Below are 273 nucleotides of genomic sequence, written 5' to 3' on the forward strand. Positions count from 1 at the left end.
TGGCCGCGGTGATTTCGCGCATGTGCAGCAGGTTGATGAACAACGCGCGGAAGGTCTTCAGGCTTTGCTCGCTGGTGGAGCGCAGCGGGATCAGGGTCAGGTCGAGCGGGATTGACGTGTGGCCGCCAACCAGCAAGCGGCGCAGTTCATCCGGCTTGAGTTCGTAGGCTTTCAGGCCTTCTTTTTCGAGATTGCTGAACAGTTCTTTCTGGCGCAGGCAGGTGTCGTTTTTCTGGTAATGCGCCAGGTCGAGCTTGCCGGCGTAGGCGAAGA

1 protein-coding gene is annotated in these 273 nt (G+C 59.0%); it reads right to left on the reverse strand.

What is annotated here, in order from left to right; translation table 11 throughout:
* Window positions 1-273: hypothetical protein (locus tag NR201_RS22570; protein WP_256850194.1), on the reverse strand; the 273-nt coding region annotated here is incomplete at both ends.

It is taken from the genome of Pantoea sp. Fr-CA_6 (genome assembly GCF_024520895.1).
In the GTDB taxonomy this organism is placed as follows: Bacteria; Pseudomonadota; Gammaproteobacteria; order Enterobacterales; family Enterobacteriaceae; genus Pantoea; species Pantoea agglomerans.